The sequence below is a fragment of the Paenibacillus contaminans genome (genome assembly GCF_003285015.1).
In the GTDB taxonomy this organism is placed as follows: Bacteria; Bacillota; Bacilli; order Paenibacillales; family NBRC-103111; genus Paenibacillus_V; species Paenibacillus_V contaminans.
Genome location: NZ_QMFB01000004.1, coordinates 251,444 through 275,791, shown reverse-complemented (window position 1 = coordinate 275,791; position 24,348 = coordinate 251,444). Strand labels below are relative to the sequence as shown.

Below are 24,348 nucleotides of genomic sequence, written 5' to 3'. Positions count from 1 at the left end.
AGTAAGGAATGAATAAGCGAATTCGTCTTTTTGATACGGCAAACGTACTGCTGATGGGAATCGTCGTTTGCTCCATGCTGTTTCCTTTCATTCACATGGCAGCAGTTTCTATAAGCTCGTCGGAATACGTTCTCGGCAATAAGATTTCCCTGTGGCCGAAGGGCATCAATTTTGATGCGTATACAGCCGTTTTTAAGGATAACCGCATTTGGGTCGGTTACAAAAATACGATCCTTTATGTCGTGCTGGGCACTTCGCTGTCGCTTCTGTTCACCACGATGGGGGCTTACACGTTGTCCAGAAGGAACCTCATATTGGGCAAAACGTTCATGCTGATCGTCGTCTTCACCATGCTGTTCTCCGGCGGGATGATTCCGACCTATCTCGTCGTCCGCAACTATGGATTGCTGAATACGATATGGGCGATGGTGATTCCCGGTCTCGTTTCCTCCTATTACATGATCATCATGCGGACGTTTTTCCAAGGGATGCCGCGGGAGCTCGAGGAGTCCGGCAAAATCGACGGGTTATCGGATTTCGGCATCCTGATTAGAATCGTTCTCCCTTTAGCGAAGCCCGTGATGCTGACGATTTCGTTGTTCTATGCAGTAGGGATATGGGGCAATTACTTCTCCGCGCTGATCTACTTGCGGGACGAGAGCTTGTTTCCGCTCCAGGTCATGATTCGGAATATCGTCATGATCGGGCAAGTAGGCGAAATGGTTCAAAGCACGGCGGTCGGAGGAAAGTCGGTCGTACTGGAGTCGCTGAAGTATGCGGTCATTCTCGTCGGTACGCTGCCGATCTTGCTGGTTTATCCTTTCATACAGAAGCATTTTGTGTCGGGCGCCATGATCGGGTCCGTTAAAGGATGAGAGACGAGATTGGGGGGAGCATGGAATGGTTGCACCGTTCTGGAAAAGCAAGCTGACAGAGATCGAGGAATGCATGTCGAACGTCAAACGGGGGAAAGCGCGAGTGCTGGCTGCTTCCGCGGGCGGGCGGGATATATTTGCAGTGGAGTACGGCGAGAAGGAGGATTTCGGCCGAAAAGCCAATTACGGTTCGGCTTGCGGCGCAGGGAATCCGGAGCATTATGCGCGTAAAGCGAAGGACAGCAAACCTGTTCTTCTTCTGGTCGGAGGCATTCATGGAGGGGAGTTGGAGGGGATCGCCGCCGTGACGAACCTCATTCGCCTGCTCGAAACCGGGGAGGATTATCGGGGAAAACGGCATGATTATTTATACGAAAATGCCGAGCGGTTCCGGCTTCTTCTCATACCCTGCATGAATCCGGACGGGCGGGCGAGGCTGCCGATCGATACGCTTATCGATGTGCCGTACGAGAAGTTCGTCTATTATATGCAAGGATCGTGGAAGGACGGCACGCTGTGCAGGTGGCCGGATTGCAAAGCGGTTCATCCGATCAAGGAAGATTCGGATTTTCTCGGCTCTTATTTTAACGATGACGGCGTCAACTTGATGCATGACAATTTCTTTGCCCCGATGGCTCGCGAGACGGGAGCCTTGCTCGAACTGGCCGACCGCGAGGCGCCGGATATGACCGTTTTGCTGCATGGGGGAGCGAATAGCGATATTCATTTTATTCCGATCCCCTATATTCCGACAGCCGTTATGCAGAAACACCAGGCGTTCGGCAACCGTCTTGCGGATGCGTATGCGAAGAAGGGGCTTCCGTACGCCAATCAAAATCTGGTCGTGGAGGACCGGGGCGCCTACCCGGTCCCGTCGTTCAATCTGACGTCGGCCATTCATCATGTTTGCGGAGGAATGAGTTTGACGTTCGAATCCAATATGGGGTTAGACGCTCCCGGTACGAAATTGACGGCGGACGAAATATTGGACAGCCACTTCGTGATGGTTGAAGAGTCGTTCCGTTTCTTGATGAAACAGAAAGAGCAGTAGACGTCTTACCCGTACGGATGAAAAGGTCGATTTACACGTTTCAGCCTTTTTGTTACGATGTGGATATTAAAACCATATGCAAGTGGACAAGCGGGGGTTGCGTCAACTACCCTCACCTACGCTAACGCATAGAGGTTGGGGCTTGTCAGTAACCGGTAGTGCTATCGTGCATCACGCACTCCTACCTTTTATCGTCCTAACGGGCGTGTTCCAACATCAGGGCAGGCTGACGGCTACCCGACAACAACGGTCATACCGAAGCTGTCACTTGAGCGAGGTACTCGGTTCCCTTTCGCTCCAGATTCATCGCTGCAATTCGGTCGTCATTGGAGGCATATCCGCAATGCGTGCAATGAAATACATGCTTCTTCTTATCCCGATTCTCTTGTGCCTTACCGTTACATTTGGGACATGTTTGAGACGTATATTTCGGGTCGACCGCAATCACCTTTGCACCTTTCATGGCCGCTTTGTATTCTAGCATGTGACGTAGCTGATAAAACGCCCAGGATACAGTGGAATAGCGATCTTTCTTGCGGACTTTTTCCGTTGCTTGACGAACGCCGGTCAAATTTTCAACGACAAAGAGCGTGTTTGGTTCGTATCGTTCCACGAGTGCCTTCGATAGCTGATGATTGACATCGGACATCCAACGGTTTTCTCGTGAACCGATTGCTTTCAATCGTTTGCGTGCAGACTTGGTTCGTTTTGTTGAAGCTGCTTTCGCAGCTGTTGGTAATGCCTGCGCCTGTCTTTCGCAGGTCGCCCTTTAACGAACGTTGTGGTGCCATTGGAATCATAACTGACAGCGAGGAAATTGACGCCGAGATCAATCCCCACCACTTGCCGGATGTCGTGCTCGGAAGCAGGTTCAATCTCTTTGGTCATCGGAATATGCAGATACCATTTGCCGTGATTGCTTACGAGTTTGGCTGTTCCAAAAGACCAGGAACCATTGAAGTACTTCTCCATGCCCTTGGATTCAAACGGAACCTTGACCCGACCTTGTAACGTATTTACAGAAAATTTGCCTTGCACAAGGGAGTAGTCGCGATTCCACACCAGATCGTATTTCGGTCGTTTGAACACCACTTTCGACCGGATTTGGCGACTCGTTCGCATCGATTTGTATCGCGCCATGACCGTCTTCATAACGGATTGTGCCATCTGGGAGCGAAGGCCAAAGGCGGAACGCAAGGTTCGATACGTCAGCTGATGTAGACTCGTTTGAATCACGTGGTCCATGTCGAACACTACGCTCGATACCCAATTGCATCCCTCGCAGTAAGTCTGAACCGTTTGTTGAAGCAGATCAATCTGCTCTTGTGAAGGTACGAGTTTGATTTTAGCAGTGATCGTTATTAGCAATAGATTCACCACCTGTGGAAACATATGTTCCCATTATAGCAATATGTGGATACAATCACAAGCGAAGGAGAGAAGCATAGGCAGAGAGCCTTCAAGCTGACGCTTGACGCCTATTCCTCCCCGACCTTAGAGGTCGGAGTATCCTATGCGAATTTGATGAAAAATCTTCAACAGATCCTTTTCGTCCGAAATCGTTCGAATTCTCTTTTTTTACGGCTCCTTGGGGGCTTTTTGTGTATCATTCTTCTGCTCGGCTCTCTTACGATATATTCCATCTCGGTTTCCAAACAAAATGTCAGGCAGGAGATTGTGAAGTACAATACGCTCATGCTCGAAAATACGAGGAACAGCTATGAAAAGCATTTGGATCTAATTAAAAGGCAGATGTATCTTTATTTCTTCAGCGAAGAAGTTCAGAGGTTACAAAACTCCCCTAGATATGTCAATTTTCCTCTTATCATGCGCGAAATTTCGGCTTGGGTGTCCAATCCTTATCTGTTTATCGACAACATCGTTTTTTATTTGAAACATGGCGAGCTGGTGCAAGAGAAGGGGACGACTACGAATGCGGATGCGATGTTCAACGTTTTTTACAAGAGCCGCGAATATCCATTGGATTTTTGGCGGCAGCAGTTCACGGAACCCTATACATATCGCGTTTTTCCGGCTGCTACCTTTACGAACGTCATTTTTCGCGATCGGCCGCAGACGCAGGGCGAATTGATTCCGATTATGATCAAAAACCAAGAAAATCAAGATTTCTATATGATCGTTTTTCTCAATGCCGTCAAAATGTACGAGGCGTTTCATCAAAGCACACATAACGACTTCATCATATACGACGATCTTGGGCAGACCTTGTTCAAGAGCGAGGGGCAAGAGTCCTTCATGAGCTTGCACGACTTACAGAAATACGGAAGCAGCGAGTTCATTGAAAGTAACAAGTATCATTTTGTTACGACAGGAGCGGGAACGGGCTTCAACTATGTTTACCGGATTCCTGTCGAACGCATTGCCAACCAGTCCCGTTTGAATATTACGCTTGTGGTCATCATGACGGCAGCGATTGCGCTTAGCGTGGTGATTGCGTTTCTATTCGCGGCACGAATCAATAACCCGCTAAAAAAAGTGATCGAATCGATTCGAAGCATGAATGACGATGCGCCTTTTCGGTCGAACATCAAGGAATTTAATATTATTAGCGATGAAATTCACGGCAACCATCTGATGCGTAAGCAATTGTCTTTTATGAACCATCTGAAAGCCATTCGAAATCATGAGCACGATACAATAAATCTCGATTTTGCGGACAAGCCGTTCGTCTTCGTTCTTTTTCAAATTCAGTACGACCAACAGGAGCCGAGCTTGCAGGCATCCCTCCAGCGTTGGGTTTATTATATGAAAACGTATATTGACAGCATGCTGAAACCGGTATTTCCGGACTCACTGACGTTTCAAATCGAACGCGGTCAAATATTGAGCCTCGTCTTTACCGAGCAAATAAAGGACTTGGCCAGGCTGCTCGAGCAAATGAAATATGTGTTCGATCACGACCGTCAGCACGGTATCGTGACGATATCGATCAGTTCGGTTTATTCGGATTCGGCGCGATTGACTGCAGCTTATGAGGAAGCGCAGGAACTGGTCGGAGAGCGTCAACTAATCGACGAAACGCAGATTGTGCGCAGTCGTACGGCATCGCAAATGGCAGTGGGCTTTTCGCCCGATCAGGAAAAAGAGCTTGAAGCGAATTTGAGGGAAGGGAATATTCCGCAGCTGACCGTGCTTATGGAACGTCTATTTGCCAAATGGCGAAGCAAGGAGCCGACGGCTGCCGCGATGCTGCGGTTTGCCGAATCGATGACAGGCAAAATCCGGAACGCCGTAACCCCGTTCCAGCTTGATCCGGTTCAATTGGAATCGATACTGGAGAAAGCGGGAGAAAAGATACGGCAATGCGCCACGATCCGGGAACTGGAGCTTCTTCTGCTCGATTGGGTGAAACGGACGGCCGAAGCCGTTAAAGAAAAAAAAGAAGAAAAGCATCCAGTTACGTCTTTCGTCATCGACTATATCAACGATCATTTATCGGAAGATATCTATGTGGACGTGTTGGCCGAAAAACTGAAGATGAGCAGCGGCTATTTGTCTACTTACTTCAAAGGCAAAACGGGCAAGAGCATCGTAGACTATATCAATGAAACCCGCATCGCGAAAGCGGCAAGCCTCCTCGCCGATAACGATATGAAAATCCACGATGCCGCGAAGGCAGTCGGGTATCAAAATTTGACGTCTTTCAACCGCATGTTCAAAAAATATACCGGGCTGACGCCGAGCGAATATCGGAAAAGGACAGATGAATGAGAACATGGCGTGATCGATGTGGAATCGGAGGGGGAGGCGTTCGATCCGGCGCGACCCCGAGCGAATTCCGCATAAAAGTCCGATTATCGAGTATGGCCGAAAACTCCGCAATGCGGGGTTTTCTTCTTTATCCGGCAGAAGATTGAGCGATTTTTCAGGAAAATGAGATTTTTTTCGGCTAATCGAAAAAAGGTGAAGGAGTAGTTGAATTCGTCCATTTACGGGTATGCGGTTTCCCCCTATCATGGTGTGCAAAGGAGGGGGTGCGATTTGGAGCATCTCGGATTGGTCGAAGGCAAAAGGAAGAAGCAGGGAGGACATAATGTGACGGAGTACTGGAAAAGCAGGCTGACGGATATCGAAGCAGGCATGTCGAGCGTCAAGAAGGGGAAGGTACGTATGTTAGCTACATCTGCGGGCGGGAGAACGATCCCTGTCGCGGAATATGGAGTGAAGGAGGATTTCGGGCGAAAAGCCAATTACAGCTCGGCTTGCGGCGCGGGGAATCCGAAGCATTACGCAAGCAAGGGGGAGAAGGCAAAGCCCGTTCTGCTTATCGTCGGAGGCATTCACGGGGGCGAGCTGGAGGGCATCGTCGCCGTCCTGAACCTCATCCATCTGCTCGAGACCGGTACGGATTACCGGGGGGAGCGACATGACTATTTGTTCGATAACGCCGAGCGGTTCCGTCTTCTGCTCATTCCCTGCATGAATCCGGACGGACGGGCCCGGCTGCCGATCGACTCGTTAATCGACGTGCCTTACGAGAAGTTCGTCTATTACATGCAAGGAACGTGGAAGGACGGCTCACTTTGTTCATGGCCGGACTGCAAAGCGGTTCATCCGATCAAGAACGATTCGGATTACCTCGGCAGCTATTTTAATGATGACGGCGTCAATCTGATGCATGACAATTTTTTCGCCCCGATGGCGCAGGAAACCGCCGCTTTGCTCGGGCTTGCGGACGGCGAAGCCCCGGATTTCACGGTTTTGCTGCATGGAGGCGCCAACAACCACATTCATTTTTGCGAAGTCCATCACGTCCCGAAATTCGTCATGCTGAAGCATCAGGCGTTCAACCACAGTCTGGGTCTCGCTTATGCGAAGCAGGGGCTGCCGTTTACGGAGCGTAACCAGGTTGTCGTCGATCAAGGGGAGTATCGGAGTCCGTCGTTCAATCTGACAACAGCCCTTCATCACGTATGCGGTGGGATGAGCATGACTTTCGAATCGAACATGGGGCTCGCTGCGCCAGGGACGAAATTGACGGCGGATGAGATTCTGGACAGTCATTTCATGCTATTCGAAGAGATGTTTCGGTTCAGCTTGGCTTTGCCGGAGCTCTAGGTTACGGCGAGATCGCCATACATAACCGCAAAAAAAGTGCCGGGTAGACATCGACATGTCTGCCTATTCGGCTTTATACGAACGCTTGAACCGGTTCACGCCGGAAGATATCCGCTTTACAGACCTGTACTTCCTCTGATTAAATGATTAGTATCATCGTCAATAAATGGAAAAGGCGGAGGTCGCGTGAGAAAGCTCCATCAGCTCTTCTTAAACAAAGACAGATCAACCACCTTGTTCCTGCGGCTCCTCTTCGGATTTCTGTGCATTATCCTGCTCCTCAGCTCCCTCACCGTCTATTCCTTCCTCGTTTCCAAGCAGAACGTCCGCAAGGAAATCGTCAAATACAATACGCTCATGCTGAACCATACGATGGACAGCTACGAGAAGCATTTCGACATGATCAAAAAGCAAATGCAGTATTTTTTTCTCAGCGAAAAAGCGCAAAGTCTTCATACAAATCCGAGATATATCGATTTTCCGGTCATCCAACAGGACATCATTGCATTTGTTTCGAACGCCCAATTGTTCGTATACAATATCGTGTTTTATTCGAAGCGCGACGGATTGATTCTGGAAAAGGGAGCAAGCACGGACGTGAACACGATGTTCAACGTCTTTTATAAGAATGAAGCGTATCCCCCCGAATTTTGGCGTGGGCAGTTTGATGCAGACTACAGCTTTCACATCTTTCCTGCAGCGGTTTTCGGCAATCATATATACCGGGACCAGCAGTTGACACACGGGGAACTGATTCCGGTCGTTATTAAAAAAGCAGGCAGCAGCGACTTCCTGATGGTGGTATTCCTCGATTCCAGCAAAATGAACGAGGCGTTTCATCGGACGGTCAACGAGGACTTTATGATCTATAACGACAACGGGCAGACGTTGTTCCGAAGATCGGCCCAAGGGCAGTTCGTCGATTCCGCCGAGCTTCGTAGTCATAGAGGAACGGCATTCATTTTGGATGACACGTACTATTTCCAGGTGAAGGGAGGGGGCAGCGGGTTAACCTATGTCCAGCGGGTACCAGTCGAACGAATCGCTTCGCAGACAAGGCTGAACATCACGCTGATCGCTGCGCTCGTGATATCGGTTGCGGCTAGCATCGTCATCTCCTGGGTTTTCGCCGCCGGCATTAACAATCCGCTTCAGAAGATGATCGGAGCGATTCGCGGAGAGAACGACGTAGGCGGCTTCCGTTCATCGATCCGAGAGTTCAATATTATCCGGCACCAAATCCAGGACAAGAACAAGATGCACAAGCACTTATCCTTCCTGCACCAGTTGAAGGCAATCCGAAGTCCTGACGAAAAGGCGCCTTCCGCTTTCGCGGACAAGCCTTTCCTGTTCGTGTTGTTTCACGCGATGAGCGGAAGGGAGGAGGATAGGGAGCACAGCTCGTTTCAGACGTGGCTCAACTACATGAACGTATGTATGGAAGATCGAATGGCCAAGGCGTTCCCGGATTCCTTGACGTTCCGAATCGAGAATAATCAGATCGTCAGTCTCGTTTATTCGGATCGCAGGGAGCAATTGATCGCTCTGCTGACAAGGCTAGATCATCTGTTCGAGCAGGACAAAGCGTTCGGAACGGTTACGATCGCGGTCTCGTCCGTGTACGACGATTCCGGCCAAATCGCGGATGCTTACCGGGAGGTTCAGAGACTTGTCCGGGAGCGCCGAATGATAAACAAGACGCAGATCGTAACGGAACGGGAGGAACCGCAGGATGCGATCGGGTTTACGGCGGATCAGTGGAAAGAGTTCCAAGCAAATCTGCGCGAAGGGAATGCCGAACAATTGGCGAACCTGATCAAGCGCGCCTTCGGGAAGTGGCAAGGGAAAGAGCCAACGGCTTCAGCATTATGGGAATTCGGCGGTGACTTGATCGGCAAAATCAAAAGCGAAGCGTCTCCGCTAGTCATAGGTCCCGGCAAGCTGCAAGCGATTTTCGAGCATGCCGACAGCCGGATGCAGGTGTGCATGACGATGGCAGATTTGGAACGGCTGATGATCGAATGGTGTACGAAAGCGTCGGAAGCGTTCAAAGAGAAAAAGCAACTGAAGGATCCCGTCACCTCGTTCATCGTCGAATATGTAAACGAGCATTTGGCGGAAGAAATTTATTTGGACGTATTGGCAGAACGGCTCAATTTGAGCGGAGGCTATTTGTCTACGTATTTCAAAGAGAAGACCGGGATGAATATCGTGGACTTTATTAACGAAACGAGAATTATGAAAGCGACGAACCTCCTGGCCGACAACAAGTACAAGATCCAGGATGTCGCCGAAGCCGTCGGGTATCGGAACATCACTTCTTTCAACCGTATGTTCAAGAAATACATCGGGGCGACCCCGAGCGAATTCCGGAAAAGGCCCGATTCTGACATTTGACCGAAAGCTCCGCACTGCGGGGCTTTCTTCTTTCCCCGCCAGGTATTGAGCACTATTTCGGAAAGATGGGATTTTTTTCGGCTATTCGAAAAAAGGTGAAGGAGTAATTGAATTCGTTCATTTACGGGAACGGCGGTTCCTCCCTATCATGATGGGCAAGGGGGTGGACGGACTGACGGCAAGTCGGTGCAGAAAAGCGATGTAAGCGCAATCTATTAGGATGGCAAGCGCTTTAGAACTAAAAGGAGGGTTTTTCAAAATGAGAAAATGGCTTAAAAGACGTTATATCGTATCCGCGATTGTCTTGGCTTCGGTGACGGCGACTGCGCTAAGCGGCTGTGGTGGCGCAAGCGGCACGAAAACGGAACCTTCGGCGGGGACCGGCAGCCCGAACAAGAGCGCGTCCAGCTCGCCGACTGCGGCTGCGACCCCGGCTCCGGCGACGATCAGCTTGTTTACCGAATTTTCCACCGCATGGCCGGCCAAGAAAGATTGGGGCGTGTGGAAGTGGGTAAAAGAAGAAACGAACATAACGATTAATCAGATAACGGCAACATCGCCGGAATCGCTCTCCCTTGCGGTCGCTTCCGGGGAGATGCCCGACGTCATGTCCGTGTTCCCCATCGAGGTACGGAAATTTGGCGCACAGGGAGCGTTCTTGGACTTGTCCAAGCATATGGACAAAATGCCCAACGTGAAAGCCTATTTGGACGCCAAGCCCGATATCCGCGCCAGAGTCACGCAGCCGGACGGCAAGATTTACAACATCATCAACGACGGTGCGGGCGCCGGCAATCAGAGTGTCTGGTTTTACCGCGAGGACGTCTTTCAGAAGAACGGCTTGAAGGCGCCGACGACTTGGGATGAACTGTACGCCACGGCGAAAAAGCTGAAGCAGCTTTATCCGGAAAGCTACCCGATCGTTTTCCGCCACGGGATTGGCACCCTGGGGACGTTTGCTCCTACATTTGGCGTATTATCGGATTTTTATAAGGATCCGACGACCGGTAATATGCAATACGGCATAGCCGACCCGAACTACAAAACCATGATCGAGTATTTGAGCAAGTTTTATAAGGAAGGGTTGTTCCCGCCCGATTGGCTGTCGATGGACTATAAAGCGTGGACCCAGTTCATAACGGCGAACAAATCGTTTATCACCCTCCAATATATCGGACAGATCGAAATCATGAACAATCAGCTGAAGGAAGGCCGTCTCAAATTTATGGCTCCGCCCCTCGGAGCAGGCAGCAAAGCGTATTTGCCGAAGGGTAATTATGAAGATTACGGCTTCGCCGTAGCGTCCAAAACTGCCAATCTCGACGCTTCGCTTCGTTATCTTGATTTCATTTACTCGAAGAAAGGCCGCGAAGTTCTCAGCTGGGGCAAAGAAGGGGAGACGTACACGGTCGAGAACGGCAAGCGCAAATTCAAGCCGGTCTTCAAGGAGGCGAACGACCTGCGCAGGGAAGCCGGTATTCAGACCGCAGGAGCGTACGGCTGGTTCGACTTTGACGCTTGGCTAGCGCTTGTGAAAGAGAACGAACAAGAGCCGTATGTGGAAGCGCAGAAATATCAGTTCCCTGTAGGCAATATATTGCCTAATCTCACGAAGGAGGAGCTCGACGCGACCACCATTCCATCCGAGCAGTTGTACAAGTATTACGCGACATCCATCAGCAAATTCATTATGGGCGAGACACCGATGACGCAATGGGATTCGTTCATCTCCTCGTTGAACCAGTACGGGCTGCCGAAGCTGCTGGAAACGTATCAAACCGCACTGGATCGGAATAAGACGGGCAAATAACGATATAAGGAAAAGAGGGGCCGTCATCGTTTTTCGATCGGTGGCCCCTTTCCATGAGCCACAGAAAGGAGCTGCACCGTGGAGCTGTCCCTCATCCGAAAGCTGAAACGCGATCGGACCTATCTCTTGCTTCTCGCCCCAGTGCTGCTGTATTACTTGCTGTTCAAATATGTGCCTATGTTCGGGATTATCGTGTCGTTCAAGGACTACAATCTGTTCACAGGTGTATGGCAAAGCGACTGGGTCGGACTCAAATATTACCGGATGTTCTTTCAAAACCCGGATGCATTCGTCATTTTTAAGAATACTTTTCTGCTTGGCGCGTATAAGCTTCTGTTCGGGTTTCCGGCACCGATCGTGCTGGCGCTGCTGCTTAACGAGCTTCGCTTGAAAAGATACAAGCGGTTCGTCCAGACAGTCAGCTACATGCCGCATTTTTTGTCGGCCGTCGTCGTCGCCGGCATTATGGTCATGATTTTATCGCCGAGCACCGGTTGGGTGAACCAAGTCATTCAAGGGCTGGGGTTCGAGCCTATCAATTTTTTGCAGAAGGCTTCCTGGTTTCGAACGATCTATGTGAGCTCGGAGATCTGGCAGGAGATCGGATGGGGCTCGATCATTTATTTGGCCGCGCTGACGGCGATCGACCCGCAGTTGTACGAAGCAGCCAAAATCGACGGGGCGGGAAGATGGAAGCAGGCGCTGCACGTGACGCTCCCCGGCATTGCGCCGGCCATCGTCATTCTGTTCATTCTGCAGATCGGCAAAGTTCTGGAACTCGGCTTTGAAAAGGTATTCCTGATCTCCAATGCGGCTACTTACGAAACGTCGGATATTATCTCGACTTACGTCTATCGGATCGGAATCGTACAGTCGAATTTCAGCTACGCATCGGCAATCGACTTGTTCATGGGGATAATCGGCTTAATTTTCGTCTATTCCGCCAACCAAGTGAGCCGCAGATTTGGGGATACCAGCCTATGGTAAGGAGAAGTGGCATGCATAAGCGCATTAGCCTGTTTGATATCGTCAACGTTGTTATCCTGGGAATCGTCGCATTGGCTGCGCTGTTTCCGTTCATCCACATGGCGGCCGTTTCAGTCAGCTCACCGGAGCATGTCGTTCGCAATGAGGTCGGCCTGTGGCCAAAAGGGCTGCAGCTCGACGTCTACGCTGACGTGCTCGGCGATAAGCGGCTGCTCGTCGGCTATAAGAATACGATTATCTACGTCGTATTGGGAACAGCCTTGTCGCTGATCTTCACCGCGATGGGGGCTTATTCGCTGTCGAGGAAATCGCTTGTATTCGGCAAAGCAATCATGCTGTTCATCGTGTTCACGATGCTGTTCTACGGCGGGATGATCCCTACGTATCTCGTTGTCCGCAGCTACGGGCTGATGAATACGGTCTGGGTGATGGTGCTGCCGGGACTGATTTCGACCTGGAACCTGATCGTCATGCGAACTTTTTTTCAAGGCATTCCGAGGGAAATCGAAGAGTCCGGCAGGATCGACGGCGTATCGGATTTTCGTCTGCTGTACAGCATCATTCTCCCCTTGTCGAAGCCGGTAATGATGACGATCGGTCTGTTTTACGCGGTCGCGATCTGGAACAACTTCTTCTCTGCGCTGCTATACTTGCGGGAACCGAACTTGTATCCGCTCCAACTAGTCATCCGGAATATCGTGATCGTCGGGCAAATCGGCGATGCGGTCACTCATAACGGCGCAGGCGAGCAAGGGGTCGTACTGGAATCGCTCAAATATGCGTTTATACTGGTCGGCACGCTGCCGATTCTGCTGGTCTATCCTTTTATCCAGAAGCATTTCGTAAAAGGTGTTCTGATCGGTTCGGTGAAGGGGTAGTGAAGAGGATGGAGGCAGCACGCGCGGCCGAGCGGAGGGATGTTCATTGCTGGGTTATATAGCCGTTATTTGCGCCGTTATCATTTGGGGATTGTCCTATATCGTGATGAAAACCGCGGCTGCCGATTATCCTCAAGTGCTTTTTCAATTTTGGCGGTATGCGGCGGTAACGGCGATCTGTGTCGTTTGTTTTTACCCTTCCGTCAAACGCATTCCCGCTCTCTTATGGAAGAAGGGGCTGCTCCGGCTCGGATTGGCTAACTTTACGCTTAGCTTATTCTCGATTTATGCGGTGCAGCATACGACGCCAACCCGGGTTGTCGTCATTAATAGTTTGATTATCGGCGTCGTTCCGCTGCTGAGACGGATCCATTATAATTGTCGGCCGAACGTCCGTGAGAAATGGGCTGTGGGCATCTCGTTAGCCGCTTTCGCACTGATGCTGAGTCCGGGCGACTTCACCCTGCGCCTGGGAGATGGCCTGGCTTTGGCTGGGATGCTCGGATACGCCTACTCGATCGTCATCATGGACCGCTTGTTAACGGCCGAGCGTTCAACCGTCATTCAGGTATCCTTCCTCGGCGTGGCGGGTTCCGCCGTGTATTTCACCATGGCTGCGATTGGGTACGCGCTGTTCAGTCCCGAATGGTCATCCTCGGAGCTCCTGCCGTCGCAGCCGGGGACGCTCGCAGGCATCGCGTATATGGTCGTTTTCGTATCTTTCGCAGCGAACTTGCTGCAATCGCTCGGACAGCGAAAGCTGCCGCCCGTGACCGTGTCGATCTTATTTTGCATGGAGCCTGCCTTTACGGCCTTGCTGGATTACACGCTGCTCGGCAATCGCCCTTCTGCGGCCGTTATCCTATGCGGGCTTCTGCTGGTGGGGGCTACGAGTATCGTTTCGGTACGAAAACGAGAAAAGGGCTTGATTAACATTTCAGAGAGGGGGGATGGCAACCGGCAGCAAGACATGTAAGGCATACAAGGCATCAAAGTTTATTCATCCGAGAGGGAAACGCGTAACGGTTTTCAATACGATACCCGAAAGAGGTGAAACGATAAGATAGAAAGCGGTTTCGATGAAAAAATCGAAGAAATAGCACTTCATCGGCTTTTGACATCGTGTTCGCCATGTAGTCGAACTAAGAGCAGAGGTAATATTTTAAACGCAAAACAAAGAAAGGTGTGTTCTATTTGAAAAAGAGGATTAGAGACACGGCTGTTTCTTTGGTATTCGTAATGGTATTTAGTTTGATTCTGAACTTGTTTTCCTTTTCATTCGCCGCCGCCGGCAGCAATCCGGTCATGGGGCCCGAGCTGGTTGTAAATCCCGGCTTCGAACAGGGGGCCAATGGTGCACCTGACAACTGGAAAATATATCCGAGGGCCGATATTTCGTATGGATGGGTTACCGACCCGGTTTCGGGAGGAGCACGCAGTATGAAGATCGCAGACAATTCATCCCTTGATGCGGCAACAGTGGAAAGCCAGAAAATTCCTTATTCCCCAGGGTCGTCCTACCAGGCCAGCGTCAAAGTGAAAGTCGAAACAGGTGCGGCTACCTTGCTTATCCGGTATTTCGATGTCAACGATGTTTTCATTTCGCAAAAAGGCATCACGAAAGCCGCCGCTGCAGGCTGGCAGACATTTGATGTCAGCGACATACCGCCCTACAACACCGTGAATATGCGGGTCCTCCTTGTTATTCCGAGCTCTTCCGTGACCGGCACCGCTTACTTTGATGATGTATCTTTGAAGACAACCGAGTTGCTCCTCAATCCGAGCTTTGAAGCTGTTGCAGGCACAAGACCGACGGATTGGACGGCGATCGATCATGGACTGTCTTCCAGTATAGCGACGGTTACCGCTTCTGCTTATTTGGCTCACGGTGCGAGGTCGCTGCATATTACCGATAGCTCCACGACGAACGCTTACAGTGTGAAGAGTCCGGCAACGCCTGTTGTATCCGGTAAATCGTACACGGCAACCGTCAATACCCTTGTGCTGTCAGGCAACGGGATTCTGATTATGCACTTCATAGGTTCCTCCGGCCAACAATTTGTGGAAGCGCAAACAACAGGGGCGGGCAGTTGGAAAACCTTATCGGTGTCTGCCGTGCCGCCTGTCGGTACGACCGGTGTACAGATGGAATTGTCCACGACCGGGGTCGGGACAGCCGATGTTTATTTCGATCAGGTGACGCTCGCAGCAGCCGATGCAGGGCCGGGACCGACCCCGACCCCGACTGTCACGCCAACGTCTACGCCGCCTGCCGGGTCGCTTTTATGGCCAACCGGACTTGATCCGGCCCAAACCAGACACTTTCAACCCGGCGATCATCTCGTAACGACCCAGAATCCGCCGGATTTCGGCTGGCCTTTTATTGCGGGCGCCGATGTATATGAACTGCAGGTAGCGACAGACAACACTTTTAACAACATTGCCTACGGGAAGAACGATATCGCCAACAACTATTATAATTTCCCGCAAACGTTTACAGCCGGTCAATCGTATTTCTGGAGAGTGAGGTTTCACAAGCCGGCAGGCTGGTCGAGTTGGAGCGATATTCGCAAATTCCGCATCGATGCGAATGCAGTACCCTTTCCTGTGCCTCCTGTTTCGCAACTGTTGAATGACGTACCGGCCACGCATCCGCGCATCCTGACGAATACCAATGATTTGAGTGCATTCCGAGCCAGGAAGGACGGTGACGGAAAGTTAACTTTCGATAAAGTGTATAGCAAGTCCCAAATCGATCTGAGAGATAAAGATTTGTTTCCGCCGCCGCCTGAACCGAAGCCGATTCCTCCGATAAGCGGTCCGCAGGATCCGGACAACCTTGCCAGAGAAAGCGTTCTGACGCGATCGGTTAGGGAAACGAATAGAATGATGAACGCCGCCTTTGTGTATTTAATTACCGGAGATTCCGCATATGGAAACTATGCAAAATCGAGGCTTTTGAATATCAGCACATGGAGAACCCAAGCAGGTGCCACCACTTATGCGGCCGATGACCAAGTACACAGGGATATTGCCCGGAAAAGCGCCATGACGTATGACTGGATTTACGATCTTCTTAGCGAGCAGGATAAGATAACGGCTTTGACGATGATTGTGGATCGAACTCAAACGATGGCTGACGATGTTCTGTACGACGCTTTCCCGATTTCTTCAAAGCCCTTCGATTCCCATGGTTGGACCGTCTATGCTTACTTAGGCATCCTTTCTACCGCTCTTCTGCACGAAAATATCGTCATCAACGGAAGCCTCGTATCGCAGAAAGCGCAGGAATGGTTTCGTTTGGTCGTTCCGGCTTACATTAATTTAATGCCGCCTTGGGGCGGAGAAGACGGCGGTTGGGGGAATGGAGTAGGCTACTGGCAGTGGTCCACCACCAGCGACAAATGGTTCATAGATGTACTCTACTCGGCGACGGGCTTTAATGTCTATCAAAAAGCATTTACAAGGAACGAGTCCTGGTTCCCGATGTACGTGTTTCCGTATGGCCAGAAAAGCGGTGTATTCGGCGACGACATTAATATCATGTCTACAGCTGATATCAACGCAAGTGTGATTCGCAACGCACAGATATTTCAGGATTCAAGGATGCAATGGTATGCGCAGAAGAATCCGTACCAAACGGATAATAACTTGTTCACCTACTTATATGCCGACAACAGCTTGGCGGCACGCCCGCCGGTGGAGATGCCGACGGCCAAGTATTTCGATTATATCGGTTGGGTCGCCATGCACTCCAGTCTGTACGATCCGAAGCGGATATCGGCTTATTTCAAGTCCAGCCCTTACGGCAGCTTAAATCATAGTCATAACGATCAAAACGCTCTGGTCATCAACGCGTTTGGCGAGGAGCTTATGGTAGACGGCGGATTTTACGATGATTACGGGGGCGCCTATTATCAGCAGTATACCAGACAAACCTTTGCCAAAAATGCAATTACGTATGATGGTAAAAAAGGCCAGAAAAATTTCGATATGAAGGCGTCGGGGCAAATTACGGGCTTTGCGACGAACAAAGATTTCGACGCGGCAGTCGGCGACGCCACAACAGCCTATAATACCGATTCGGGTAAGACTGGGCTGGATCAGGCTCAGCGAAGCGTCATCTATGTGAAGCCGGGCGCTTTCGTGGTCGTCGATAATCTAAAAGCGCGGGAGCCTGGCGGTTCCAGCTTTGAATACTGGCTGCATGCCGATACGAAATTGACGCTGGATGCCCCAAAAAGCGAAGCCACGATCGTTCAGAACAAAGCGGCGCTGAAGGTAAATCTGTATTATCCTGGTCTGACTGCGATACCGACAACCGACAAAGCCATCGATGCTAACGGTATCGAACAGTTTCCTGGAGTGTCCGCAGGTTCTAATGGCAGGTTTTTGGGGCGCGTACGGCAGCATGCCGGATTTACAACTCCCAAAACGGATTATGCGACGATCGTTTCCACTTATGTACCCTACCAGGTGGGTTCAACGCCGGAGAACATCGTCACCGAAGATCACGACACCTTCAGGATGTTGCATTTCAACGATGGAACGGATGTTTTCGTTCGTAAAGGGCAAAGCGGTATGGTCGATACCGGAAGCATACAATTCGACGGCATTGCGGCTGTGATCAAAGGCAACTCGATCATGTTGGTAGGCGGCACCAAGATGGTCAGACACGGCGTCACGCTGATCGACAGCACGCAGACGGCGACCATTGCCCTCTCAGGCGACGAGCTGTCCATCACCGGCACGAAAGACACGCAAGTCATGCTTCACAAATCCGGCGTTACAACGGTTCTTGATGAGTCCTACAGCACGATTCCGCAAGGCGGCAGCGTCACGGAGGCCGTGTATGCACGCGGTGTACATTGGGTTTCATCGGCCGGCACTTTAACGCTCAATGTCGATTCAGGCCAGCACCAGCTGCGCTTGAGCCATGTCCCGGCTCCGGTACCTATGCCTTCGGTATCCTTGCCGGTCGAGATTAACGGCATAGCATCTACCGTAACGCTGTCCGCTTATGGTGACGGAAACGGGGGCATTGCCGCTTGGGGAGCATTAACGAATGCGGCAGGGTTTTATGAGGTTCTCGAGGCGCCGTCCGGCATATTCTTCGAGGGACTGGGCGGTGCCAAACCGCAAATGTTTCTTGGAGCGAATGCCAAGATCATTGCGCCTAACCCGACCGGAACCCTGAAGCTTCGCAGCGCAGGCTCGGGAGCCAAATCACCGGCTGACGCAACGGACGATTACGATACCGTGAAAGCTAATTTGGACGTCTTTGCGGAAGCAGAAAGTTATAGCGATACCGAAGGCGGGGCATTATCCGTGTACAGCACGCGTCCGTTTCTCTCTGGCGGGAAAGGCGTCAGCGGATGGGGCAATCCGGGGCAAAGTATAACCTATCAGCTGTATGTTCCTGAAGCCGGCCTATACGATCTCGTGATGAAATACGTTGGCGGCTGGGATTTAACGAGCGGAAAGACGACGCGCTTAATTCAGTTGGGCTCCCAGCTTTATTCGGCGGAAGCGCCGACAACCACGGATTGGGGGACGAAGCCGGAATATTGGAAAGCGTGGATCGTCCATACCAGGACGAATCTTCCTGAGGGTCCTGTTACACTCAAGATGTGGGACGTTCAGGGGTCAATGAATTTGGATTGGCTTGGCTTGGTCAAAGTCGATTCGGCGGCCGATAAAGCGGTTTTGTCGGCCAAGATCGAGGCGGCCCCGTCTTTGCATCGCGAAGCCTATACCGCTCCGACTTGGGCGGTCATGAGCGAGGCGCTTGCCGCCGCAGTTGGGGTAAGAGACAATCCCTCCGCAACCCAGCAGCAGGTTGATGAAGCGGCGGCGAACCTTCAGGCGGCGATCGACGCGCTTGTTCTCTTCGTTCGCGTCACGGACATTACGGTGAGCGGGGAGAACGGGGCTTCCATGCTCAATCGGATCGGCGGCACGCTGCAGATGAGCGCTGTCGTAAAGCCGGACAATGCGACCGCTAAAAGCGTAACATGGGCGGTCTACCGGCTTGACGGTACGGCGACCGAATCCGCGACGATCGACGGCAGCGGTCTTCTTACGGCCGCCCGGGAAGGGATCGTTCAAGTGAACGCGGCCGCGGGCGACGGCTCTGGAGCGATCGGCACGCACGAGGTGACGATCGATGTAACCGCTCCTGCGACCGCCGTATCACTCAGTCCGGCGCAGCCGGACGGCGGGAATGGGTGGTATACCTACCCCATTACCGTGAGTCTGCTGGCGAGCGACAACTTGACCGGTGTGGAGAAGACCGAATATAGCCTCGACGGCGGCGCGACATGGATTCGCTATTCGAATGCGGTGCTACTTGACCAGAACGGCCAATATACGTTCTGCTATCGGTCGACGGACCTTGCCGGGAACATGGAAGCGGTAGGATCGATTAGTCTCCGGCTCGATGCGACCGCACCGATTATCGCCGTTGCCGGTCTTGTTAACGGGAGTACGCTCAGCGATGCGGGTGAACTATCGCCTCAGGTTACGCTTAGCGATAACTTGTCCGGTGTCGACGGCAGCAAGACGACAGTTACGCTGGATACGTATGCCTATAAGCGGGGAACGCCACTGCCGCTTTACACGCTGACGCCGGGGATGCACACATTCGTCGTGACTTCATCCGATACGGCGGGGAATACCGCAAGCGTAACGATGACATTCACGACCTATGCCAATCTTGATTCCATGAAAGAGCTGGTGACGCTATTTACGGACAACGCTTGGATCGATCGGGCCGGTATTTCCAACAGCTTGATGAAGAAGCTTCAGCATGGCAAGCTGGCGGTGTTCATTCATGAAGTGGAAGCACAGCGCGGCAAACATATTGCCGACGCGGCAGCCGCTTATTTGCTCCGGGATGCGCGTTTTATAGCCAATTTGTAACAAGAAAATAGGGTCGGCATGGCTTCACCGCTTACGACCGCTAGCAGAAACACAGTATATCCAAAGGGAGTGAAACAAGAGTCTTATCTCCCTTTTTTATTTGAGCTTATCCGAACGTGACAAGAATGTAACATTCCTCCTCTTGATTGTCATCAGAATCGAACGACGGTGTCTGATCTAAACCATACAATAAGTATGTACGAATGGCCTGTTCAATCTGGTTGGGTTATCCCTTTACTAGGTCTGAATGCAGCTGCAGGCAGTCCAAGTTCAATTTAGAAGAAAGCAAGGAGAGGATTTTAGTTGAACAAGAATAAGAAACGAACCCGCCGCACGTACGGCATCCTGACCGCTCTGCTGACGCTGAGTCTCGCCGGGGAGGCAAGCGTATACGCGCAGCAGCAGCCGGAACCGAATCCGACTGACGCCGTTAAACAGCTGGCCTCTTTCGGCAGCACGGCCCTTGCGCTACTGGACAATGCGGCCTCCAAAGATTTTACGAGCGGGCCGCGCGATGCCAAGGAAGTCGAGGCGTTTCTTGATGCTTTTTTTGCCCAAGATGCCATCAAGCAAAAAGCCGGCGCCGTTGCGGTATCCGTGGTTCAAGAAGGGAACGTGCTAGTCTCCAAAGGCTATGGCGTAACCGACCAAACGTCGAAGTCGCCGGTAGACGCAAGCGGGTCCGCCTTCCGGATCGCCTCCATCTCCAAAGTGTTCACGGCGGCTGCCGTTATGCAGCTCGTCGATCAAGGGAAAATTTCGCTTCAGGACAATATTGAAAAGTATCTGGACGGCTACAAAGTAACGAATCCTTTCGATGCTCCGGTTACGATCGAGAACCTGCTCACGCACACGACCGGTTTTGAAGTGCGGGAACCTTCCGATGCCAACTATTTGACCGATGATTCCCAGAAGCCGGTCTCGCTAAAAGAAAGCATTTTCGATGTATTCCCGCCGGTTGTCCGCAAGCCGGGAACGTCATACATGTACGATAATTTCGCGTCGAGGCTGCTGGGATTCATCGTCCAGCAAGCAAGCGGAGAGCCCTTCGGGAGCTATGTACAAAAGCAACTGTTCGAACCGCTCGGCATGTCTTCAAGCAGCTTTACTTTGACAAAGGATTTGGCTGGACGTCTGGTGACTTCTTACAATCCGGCGAATGACGCCATCCCAATGTACCATTTATCGCCGCGAGAGTGGCCGGAGGGGAGTATGGTATCGACAGCCTCCGATATGGCGCTGTTTATGAAAGCTTTCCTGAACGAAGGTCGGACGGCTGACGGCACGGCGATCCTTTCGCCGGGATCGGTGAAGGCGATGTCGACCTACCGCATCTTCATCCATCCGGATTTGCCGGATATGACGTACGGCTTTGAATCGCCTGTGGATCCGTCCCATACGAACGGTGAAGGTGTCATCTCCAAAGGCGGCGATATTCTTGGCTTCAGTTCGCTCTTATGGCTGCTGCCCGACCGCAAAACGGGTGTCTTCGTTTCTTATAATGCCAATCAGGATTTGCGAAACGACCTGTTTACCGCATTTATGGATCATTATTATGCCGGTCGTCATGCGACATTTGGAAAGGAGGGCTTTAAGCCGCAGCCCAAAGAAGTTCTCGCCAAGTTCGAAGGCTTGTATTCGGATTTGCGGATCAAACTGCTGACAAAGGTGGAAGCGACAGGCGACGGCACCCTTTTGGTGAGCGATGTTTCCAGCCGTCACCAACTGAAGCAGGTCGACGATCTGCTGTTCGTGGATGAACAGGGCAAGCCACTTGCATTCAAGAAGGATGAAGACGGTCGCATCAGCTATCTGAAGTACTTTAATTTATTCAGCTATGCGGCCAAAATACCGGACGTTCAGCAAAGCTTCCCGGATGTAACGGCAGGTCATCCGTATGCCGGCTACATTTTCGGTCTGAAGTCTCTCGGTTTCTTGTCGGACGATGCGACAAAGCCGTTTCAACCTCAAGAAGCCGTCACCCGCGGAGCGTTCATCCATGCTTTCAACAAGATATGGAGCATTCCCGCATCCGCAAATCCGTCCTCCTTTCAGGACATTGAACATTCTCCGTACCGTGGAGACATTCAAGCCGCTGTCGAGGCCGGCATGCTGAACGGGACGGGGGACGACTCGTTCGAACCGGACCGTCCGATTCTTCGCGAAGAAGCAGCCGCTATCGTGTTCCGCTTGCTGGCAGGAACGGGGATCAGGATGCCGGATTCTACGGCTGCTCTGGCACCCGGCACGTCGGAATGGGCAGTCGAAGCCGTCAGTTCCGCAGTGAAATGGAAGCTGCACGGGCCGGAGGTGACCGAATCGAACGGTACGATCGACTACGGCTCGCAACGGGCGCTGAACAAGCAAGAGCTGGCGGCGCTGCTGTTCAGAATGCTGCTTCCGGAATAAGGGCAATCATTTTGTGAAATAGCACAGGCTTGATCAGGGGCGGCGATGATTTGCCGCCCCTTTTTGTATGGAAGCCCGGAATGATATGATGGAGAAATCGATAGATGGATTGCGAGCTGTTCCGCATTGGCGCAACAATCGAGGGAAGGGATTTAGCCATTATGGATATGAACATTTTTATAATCGAAGACGATGCCGCTATTTTTCGTTCTTTGAAGGAGAGATTGGAGCAATGGTCGTTTCGCGTCATGGGACCGGAGCGGTATGACGATGTGATGAGCGCTTTCGTTCACGTACAGCCCCAACTGGTCATTATCGATATCCAGCTCCCGATGTACGACGGTTTTCACTGGTGCCGGGAAATTCGAGCGGTGTCGAAAGTGCCGATTCTCTTCCTGTCTTCGCGCGATCATCCTCTGGATATGGTGATGGCGATGAATATGGGGGCGGACGACTATATTCAAAAGCCGTTCCACATGGACGTGCTGCTGGCCCAAATTCAGGCGATTCTTCGCCGGGCGTATGCTTACGGGGAGGAAGCAACCGATCTAATCGAATGGAACGGTTCCATTATCGATATGAAGCGCGGTCTGATCCGTAAAGATGGACAGGACGTGATTTTAACCAAGAACGAGTTCTTTATACTTGTTGCGCTCGTCAAGGCGAAGGATACCGTGATCTCTCGCCACGATCTCATCCGCAGGCTGTGGGATGATGAACGTTTCGTCAACGACAATACGCTGACGGCGAATATTACCCGGCTGCGCCAAAAGCTTACGGTTTTCCAGCTGGAAGAGGCCATTGTAACGAAGAAAGGGCTTGGCTATATGGCGGCTACGTTATAAGGGGGAAATGACTTGTTGTTCCGCTATTTGGCTGACAGGAAAAGCTGGATTGTTTTCTACCTGCTTTCCCTGTTATTTGTGGATTTACTGATCTGGATCGACAATGGCATTGCCATCCAAGCCGTTTCGATGCTGTATTTAAACTCGCTGCTCATTCTGTCCATGGCCGTCTTTCTTGGGTGCCGCTTTCGCAAAGAAATGAAATATGCGCGCCTGCTTACGGATCTGGCTGAAGAGATAGAGGAAGATTGGGTGGAAACTTTGCCGCCTGCCCATTTTTACCACGAAGAAACAACCAATCGGCTCTTGCGGGCAGCGGGTCGCTGGTATCGGCGTAAACTTTCGGATAGCCGTGCCGCCCGAACGGTGGAGGAGGACTATATTGCCGCCTGGGTGCACGAAGTGAAAACGCCGCTGACCGCAATGAAATTAACGATAGATACCCATAGGAGCAATCCGGCGCTGCGCAAAATGGAAATGGACTGGCTGCGGATTCATCTGCTCATCGACCAGCAGCTGTACATTTCACGAATGCCGTCGCTGGAGGCGGATTTCGTGCTGGAAGAGGCCGGGATTCAGCAGCTTGCCGCCTTGGAGGTGCGAGAGCTGGCTTCCTGGTGCGTGGACAAAAATATAGCCGTCGAGTTTGAAGGGGAAGAGGCTTTCGTTAGAACGGACCGGAAATGGTGCCGGTTCATCATCCGGCAGCTGCTCACGAATGCGGTGAAATATAGTCCGGAGGGCGGGATGATCCTTCTGTCGACGACAGTCGCGCCTGAAGGCCATGTCCGAATAACGATTAAAGATGAAGGGCCGGGCATTGCCGAGCACGACTTGCCGCGTATTTTCGATAAAGGATTTACCGGGGGAAACGGAAGATTGCAAAATGCGGCGACCGGGCTGGGGCTTTATTTGGCACGGACTGTTGCGCTCAAAATCGGGATTGGCTTGACGGTAAAGTCGGTGCTGCACGCTGGAACGGAGATGGAGATGACCTTTACGGTACGTAATGCGTTCGAAGCTGTCCGGGCATGACGGTCATGCAGGGGGCAATGTGTTCAAATCCATTCAAAATGACAAAATTGTCACGTACAAC

13 protein-coding genes and 1 pseudogene are annotated in these 24,348 nt (G+C 51.6%); 13 read left to right on the top strand and 1 reads right to left on the bottom strand.

The genetic code is table 11. From position 1 onward, the window contains the following. Window positions 1-8: 8 nt before the first annotated feature. Window positions 9-875 carry a carbohydrate ABC transporter permease gene (locus tag DQG23_RS09950; protein ID WP_113030667.1) on the top strand — a complete coding sequence of 289 codons (867 nt, stop codon included), beginning with the start codon at window positions 9-11 and terminating at the stop codon, window positions 873-875. A gap of 25 nt (window positions 876-900) precedes the next feature. After that, window positions 901-1,926: a M14 family zinc carboxypeptidase gene (locus DQG23_RS09945; protein WP_113030666.1), complete on the top strand. Its 1,026-nt coding sequence runs from the start codon at window positions 901-903 to the stop codon at window positions 1,924-1,926. A gap of 250 nt (window positions 1,927-2,176) precedes the next feature. Here the strand turns inward: DQG23_RS09945 and DQG23_RS09940 are convergent. After that, a pseudogene (locus DQG23_RS09940) lies at window positions 2,177-3,294 on the bottom strand (RNA-guided endonuclease TnpB family protein). A 231-nt stretch (window positions 3,295-3,525) separates the two neighbouring features. Here DQG23_RS09940 and DQG23_RS09935 point away from each other — a divergent pair. From DQG23_RS09935 to DQG23_RS09885, 11 genes are all read left to right on the top strand, one after another. Then, window positions 3,526-5,658 (top strand): helix-turn-helix domain-containing protein, encoded by a 2,133-nt coding sequence (locus DQG23_RS09935; protein ID WP_158560378.1) that lies wholly within the window; start codon window positions 3,526-3,528, stop codon window positions 5,656-5,658. Between the two features lie 270 nt (window positions 5,659-5,928). Continuing rightward, window positions 5,929-7,005 (top strand): M14 family zinc carboxypeptidase, encoded by a 1,077-nt coding sequence (locus DQG23_RS09930; protein ID WP_113030664.1) that lies wholly within the window; start codon window positions 5,929-5,931, stop codon window positions 7,003-7,005. 186 nt (window positions 7,006-7,191) lie between these two features. Further along, on the top strand, window positions 7,192-9,402 hold the full coding sequence (locus DQG23_RS09925) for a helix-turn-helix domain-containing protein (protein WP_113030663.1): 2,211 nt from the start codon (window positions 7,192-7,194) through the stop codon (window positions 9,400-9,402). Window positions 9,403-9,661: 259 nt separating this feature from the next. Further along, window positions 9,662-11,212: an extracellular solute-binding protein gene (locus DQG23_RS09920; protein ID WP_158560377.1), complete on the top strand. Its 1,551-nt coding sequence runs from the start codon at window positions 9,662-9,664 to the stop codon at window positions 11,210-11,212. A gap of 78 nt (window positions 11,213-11,290) precedes the next feature. After that, on the top strand, window positions 11,291-12,199 hold the full coding sequence (locus DQG23_RS09915; RefSeq protein ID WP_238177825.1) for an ABC transporter permease: 909 nt from the start codon (window positions 11,291-11,293) through the stop codon (window positions 12,197-12,199). Window positions 12,200-12,210: 11 nt separating this feature from the next. Further along, on the top strand, window positions 12,211-13,077 hold the full coding sequence (locus DQG23_RS09910) for a carbohydrate ABC transporter permease (RefSeq protein WP_113030661.1): 867 nt from the start codon (window positions 12,211-12,213) through the stop codon (window positions 13,075-13,077). A 46-nt stretch (window positions 13,078-13,123) separates the two neighbouring features. Then, the gene (locus DQG23_RS09905) at window positions 13,124-14,053 is read left to right on the top strand and encodes a DMT family transporter (RefSeq protein ID WP_113030660.1); all 930 of its coding nucleotides are present in this window, start codon (window positions 13,124-13,126) and stop codon (window positions 14,051-14,053) included. A 218-nt stretch (window positions 14,054-14,271) separates the two neighbouring features. Continuing rightward, complete coding sequence (locus tag DQG23_RS09900; protein ID WP_146762275.1) at window positions 14,272-19,998, top strand: DUF4962 domain-containing protein; 5,727 nt, start codon at window positions 14,272-14,274, stop codon at window positions 19,996-19,998. A gap of 303 nt (window positions 19,999-20,301) precedes the next feature. Beyond that, window positions 20,302-22,407 (top strand): serine hydrolase domain-containing protein, encoded by a 2,106-nt coding sequence (locus tag DQG23_RS09895; protein ID WP_113030658.1) that lies wholly within the window; start codon window positions 20,302-20,304, stop codon window positions 22,405-22,407. Between the two features lie 161 nt (window positions 22,408-22,568). After that, window positions 22,569-23,252, top strand: a complete 684-nt coding sequence (locus tag DQG23_RS09890; RefSeq protein ID WP_192894579.1) for a response regulator transcription factor — start codon at window positions 22,569-22,571, stop codon at window positions 23,250-23,252. Window positions 23,253-23,264: 12 nt separating this feature from the next. Then, window positions 23,265-24,287, top strand: coding sequence for a sensor histidine kinase (locus tag DQG23_RS09885; RefSeq protein ID WP_238177824.1), 1,023 nt, complete (start codon window positions 23,265-23,267; stop codon window positions 24,285-24,287). Window positions 24,288-24,348: the final 61 nt, after the last annotated feature.